This window comes from Pseudomonas sp. UBA6276 (genome assembly GCF_002438365.1).
Classification (GTDB): domain Bacteria; phylum Pseudomonadota; class Gammaproteobacteria; order Pseudomonadales; family Pseudomonadaceae; genus Aquipseudomonas; species Aquipseudomonas coleopterorum.
Genome location: NZ_DJUS01000155.1, coordinates 9,536 through 14,331, shown reverse-complemented (window position 1 = coordinate 14,331; position 4,796 = coordinate 9,536). Strand labels below are relative to the sequence as shown.

Genomic DNA, 4,796 nt, shown 5'->3' with positions numbered 1-4,796 from the left:
AAGTGATCCGCCTGTCCGGCTACATCACCGAAGAGAAAATGGCGATCGCCAAGCGTCACCTGTGGCCCAAGCAGCTGGCCAAGGCAGGTGTCGACAAAATTCGCCTGACCATCAGCGATAGCGCCCTGCGTACCGTCATCGAGGGCTATGCCCGCGAGGCCGGCGTGCGCCAGTTGGAGAAACAGCTGGGCAAACTGGTGCGCAAGGCAGTCGTGCAGTTGATCGACAAACCCGATGTGCCGATCAAACTGGTGCCCAAGGACCTTGAAGCTTCTCTGGGGATGCCGGTATTCCGCAGCGAGCAGGTGCTGTCGGGCAAAGGCGTGATTACCGGGTTGGCCTGGACCAGCATGGGTGGCGCGACCTTGCCGATCGAGGCGACGCGCATCCATACCCTGAACCGCGGTTTCAAGCTCACCGGGCAACTGGGCGAGGTGATGAAGGAGTCGGCGGAAATCGCCTACAGCTACATCAGCTCCAACCTTGCGCAGTTCGGCGCCGATTCCAAGTTCTTCGACGAAGCCTTCGTGCATCTGCACGTGCCTGAGGGCGCCACGCCCAAGGACGGTCCGAGTGCGGGGGTGACCATGGCCAGCGCCCTGCTGTCCCTGGCCCGCGATCAGGCGCCGAAGAAAGGCGTGGCCATGACGGGCGAACTGACCTTGACCGGGCACGTCCTGCCAATCGGCGGCGTGCGCGAAAAAGTCATTGCTGCACGGCGCCAGAAGATCATGGAATTGATTCTGCCAGAGCCCAACCGAGGCAATTTCGAAGAGCTGCCGGATTACCTAAAGCAGGGCATCACCGTGCACTTCGCCAAACGTTTTGCCGACGTCGCCAAGATTCTGTTCTGACGCAGCGGCGGCGCAACTGGACGCGGCTCGCGCCGCTGCTACAAGAGCCGTTTCCTACGGGTGGCAAGAACACCACGATCCCTGTAGCAGCGGCGCGAGCCGCGTCCGGGTCCACCGCCACCCCACCGAACGCACCGCAATCTGCTCAAACGCGCCCCGGGCGCCTGACTCCTGCACATTCGATGAACTGGGTTATGCTTGCCCCATCCTCGTCCGTTCGGAGCCACCATGTCCGTCGTCCGCCTGATACTGCCCGCCAGCCTCACCTTGCTCACGGCCTGCGCCCAGCAACCACGGCATAACATCGAACTGGAAGACCAGAGCCAGTGCCCAGTTGCCCTCAGCGTCGGCCAGACCATTACCCTGCAATTGCCCACCAACCCCAGTACAGGCTACCGCTGGCTGGTACAGAACCCCGGTGCCAGCGTCCTGCGCAGCCTGGGTCCGGAGGTCTACAGCAGCGCTCGGGAAACCGGCGTGATCGGTGCCGCCGGGCAATCCACCTGGCGCTTCCAGGCACGCGCGCCAGGTGATGGCCACCTGATGCTGGTACTGCAACAACCCTGGGCCCCGGAAGTCCCGCCCGCTGAAACCTTCAGCTGCGACATCACCGTCAAGTAGCCTGTAGGAGCGGTCATCGGCCGCGAACGAGCCACCTCGGTACCGCTTTTACCCGCGATATTCCTTCGCGGCCGATGACCGCTCCTACGGATCCCCTCAGGGCGCAAAAAACCACACCGCACCCCACAAAAAATGCACCCCCGCCCCACATCCGCTAAAATGCCGCCCCGTTTTCCCGCAACCCGCCTGGATCGCCCCGTGAGCAAAGAGCCCGACCGCCTATTCGCCCAGCCCCTGAGCCAGGTCCCCGACTTCGCCTTCAACGAAGACGTGGTGCGCGTGTTCCCGGACATGATCAAACGCTCGGTGCCCGGTTACCCCACCATCGTGGAAAACCTCGGCGTGCTCGCGGCGCAATTCGCCCAGCCCAACACCACCCTCTACGACCTGGGCAGCTCGCTGGGCGCCGTCACCCAGGCCCTGCGCCGGCACGTGCGCACCGAAGGCTGCCAGGTGATCGCCATCGACAACTCCCAGGCCATGGTCGAGCGCTGCCGTGAATACCTCAACGCGCAGAACTCCATGTTCCAGGAACTGCTGCCGGTCACCGTCATCGAGGGCGACATCCTGGCCCTGGACTTCAAACCGGCCTCGGTGATCGCACTCAACTTCACCCTGCAGTTCATCCCCCCGGCCCAGCGCCTGGAACTGCTCACCCGCATCCACCAGGCCTTGGTGCCCGGCGGCGCACTGATCCTCTCGGAAAAGCTGCGCTTCGAAGACGACCAACAACACGACCTGCTCACCGACCTGCACATCGCCTTCAAACGCGCCAACGGCTACAGCGACCTGGAAATAGCGCAGAAACGCAGCGCCATCGAAAACGTCATGAAACCCGACAGCCTCGAAGAAAACCGCGATCGCCTGCTTGCTGCAGGCTTCAGCAAGGTCGTGCCCTGGTTCCAATGCCTCAACTTCGCCTCGATGATCGCCCTGCCATGATTGACCTGTCCCCGCTCGTCCGCCGCCTGGCCAACACCCCGCTGGCCAACTGGGCCAATGGCCTGCAAGCCCAGCTCGACACCAAGATGGAAAAAGGTCACGGCGACCTGCAACGCTGGCAGAGCGCCCTCGATGCCCTGCCCCCGGTCACCGCCTGCGACATCGACCTGGTCAACGGCCTGCGCCTGGACTGCGCAGACAACGCCGCCACCCACGACCAGATGCGCGCTGCCCTGATGGGCCTGTCACCCTGGCGCAAAGGCCCGTTCGACCTGTTCGGCGTCCACGTTGACACCGAATGGCGCTCGGACTGGAAATGGGAGCGCGTCGCCCCGCACCTCGACCTGCGCGGCAAACGGGTCCTCGACGTTGGCTGCGGCAACGGCTACTACCAATGGCGCATGCTCGGGGCCGGCGCCGACAGCGTCATCGGCGTCGACCCCAACTGGCTGTTCTTCTGCCAGTTCCAGGCGGTGCAGCGTTATCTGCCCGACCTGCCCGCCTGGCACCTGCCCTTCGCCCTCGAAGACCTGCCCGCCGGCCTCGAAGGTTTCGACACGGTGTTTTCCATGGGTGTGTTCTACCACCGCCGCTCCCCCATCGAGCACCTGCTGGCGCTCAAGGACTGCCTGGTCAAAGGCGGCGAACTGGTCCTGGAAACCCTGGTCGTCCCCGGCGACGTACATCAGGTCCTGGTGCCCGAAGACCGCTACGCGCAGATGCGCAACGTCTGGTTCCTCCCCTCCGTGCCCGCCCTGGAACTGTGGCTGCGCCGCGCCGGCTTCAGTGACGTGAAATGCGTGGACGTGAGCATCACTACCGTGGCCGAGCAGCGCGGCACCGAATGGATGAAGTTCCAGTCACTGAGTGACTTCCTCGATCCGGACGACCACAGCAAAACCGTCGAAGGCCTGCCAGCGCCAATGCGAGCGGTGATCACTGCCCGTAAATAAAGGTCCAGGCTGGAACAGGCGAATGAACGGTGAACAAACCCCGTCGCACTCGCCTCCCTGCCGCTCATCGACTCCTTCACAGAACCACAAAAAAATCCTGAAGGGTTGCATTTCGCGGAAGGCAGGCAGGGCAAGGACTTGAGCCCACCCATGGGAAAATCTGGCTATTTTCTGAACAGCCAGTCGGGTTTCTAAGCCGAACTCAAGCCTATATCCTGTGTCCACTTCTTACGAAAACCACCACATAGGCGATTTTCGTAAGGTTGCGGCTGTTACTGCCTACACACCGGCAGTGAACGCAACAGTCCTGAGAAATACGAGTTTCGACCGATTTTTTTGTGTCCGCACGTGAACACGAGCAAGCAAAAAACCCTATAATCGCCGCCCACTTCAAGGACCTGAGACATGACCCATCGCGACATCGAAGCCGGCACGAGTCCATCGACCGAAGCCCGACCGCGAAGCGAGTCCCTCAGCGCGTTCCGACCGGATCGTTGATAGCCCACGCTGTGGCACCACGCTGAAAAAGCCTGGACCCGGCGACGCAACACGCACGTAACGCCAGGTTGCACCACGCAACCCCGGTAATCAGATTTCCAAATTCATCAGCCGCCACGAGCGGCCTCGAGCAGGAGCCTCCCCCATGCTGAGCTGGGACGAATTCGACAAAGAAGACGCAGCCGAACCCGCCAAAGGCGCCAACGCCGGCCACGCCAGCGAAGCTGCCATGGACAAACTCGACAGCGCCGGCGGTGCCGCCGCCCAGGAAGCCCGCGCCGCCCACGCCAGCGACTCCGCCGCCGTAGCCCGCGCCAAGGCCGCCCTGAACAAACTCGACATCGCCGAAGGCCTGGCCGAGCTCGAAGGCTCCGCCGCCCGCGTCGCCGTCGACGAGAAGCGCATGATCAACTGCCGCGCCGACCTCAACCAACTTGTCCCCTTCAAGTACGACTGGGCCTGGCAGAAGTACCTGGATGGCTGCGCAAACCACTGGATGCCGCAAGAAGTCAACATGAACGCCGACATCGCCCTCTGGAAAAACCCGGAAGGCCTGACCGACGACGAACGCCGCATCGTCATGCGCAACCTGGGCTTCTTCAGCACCGCCGACTCCCTGGTCGCCAACAACCTGGCCCTGGCCGTGTACCGCCTGATCACCAACCCGGAGTGCCGCCAGTACATCCTGCGCCAGGCCTTCGAAGAGGCGATCCACACCCACGCCTACCAGTACTGTATCGAATCCCTGGGCATGGACGAAGGCGAAATCTTCAACATGTACCACGAGATCCCATCGGTCGCTAAAAAAGCCGCCTGGGGCCTCAAGTACACCCGCGCCATCTCCGACCCGGAATTCAACACTGGCACCGTCGAAACCGACAAAGAGCTGCTGCGCAACCTGATCGGCTACTACTGCGTACTCGAAGGC

Annotated in this window: 5 protein-coding genes; all 5 read left to right on the top strand. The window is 62.7% G+C overall.

What is annotated here, in order from left to right:
- Positions 1-854: S16 family serine protease (locus B2V21_RS17865; protein ID WP_286917569.1), on the top strand; the 854-nt coding region annotated here is incomplete at its 5' end.
- Between the two features lie 228 nt (positions 855-1,082).
- Positions 1,083-1,475, top strand: a complete 393-nt coding sequence (locus B2V21_RS17860; RefSeq protein ID WP_049862345.1) for a protease inhibitor I42 family protein — start codon at positions 1,083-1,085, stop codon at positions 1,473-1,475.
- 159 nt (positions 1,476-1,634) lie between these two features.
- Positions 1,635-2,417, top strand: a complete 783-nt coding sequence (cmoA, locus tag B2V21_RS17855; RefSeq protein WP_177327980.1) for a carboxy-S-adenosyl-L-methionine synthase CmoA — start codon at positions 1,635-1,637, stop codon at positions 2,415-2,417.
- Positions 2,414-3,370, top strand: coding sequence for a tRNA 5-methoxyuridine(34)/uridine 5-oxyacetic acid(34) synthase CmoB (gene cmoB / locus B2V21_RS17850; protein ID WP_286917568.1), 957 nt, complete (start codon positions 2,414-2,416; stop codon positions 3,368-3,370). The genes cmoA and cmoB overlap by 4 nt, the downstream gene beginning before the upstream one ends.
- A gap of 643 nt (positions 3,371-4,013) precedes the next feature.
- Positions 4,014-4,796: ribonucleotide-diphosphate reductase subunit beta (locus B2V21_RS17845; RefSeq protein WP_286917567.1), on the top strand; the 783-nt coding region annotated here is incomplete at its 3' end.

Excerpts from the sequence above, each read along its gene's own strand:
- B2V21_RS17860 (WP_049862345.1), top strand. The coding sequence starts at position 1,083 with ATGTCCGTCGTCCGCCTGATACTGCCCGCCAGCCTCACCTTGCTCACG.
- cmoA (WP_177327980.1), top strand. The coding sequence starts at position 1,635 with ATGCCGCCCCGTTTTCCCGCAACCCGCCTGGATCGCCCCGTGAGCAAA.
- cmoB (WP_286917568.1), top strand. The coding sequence starts at position 2,414 with ATGATTGACCTGTCCCCGCTCGTCCGCCGCCTGGCCAACACCCCGCTG.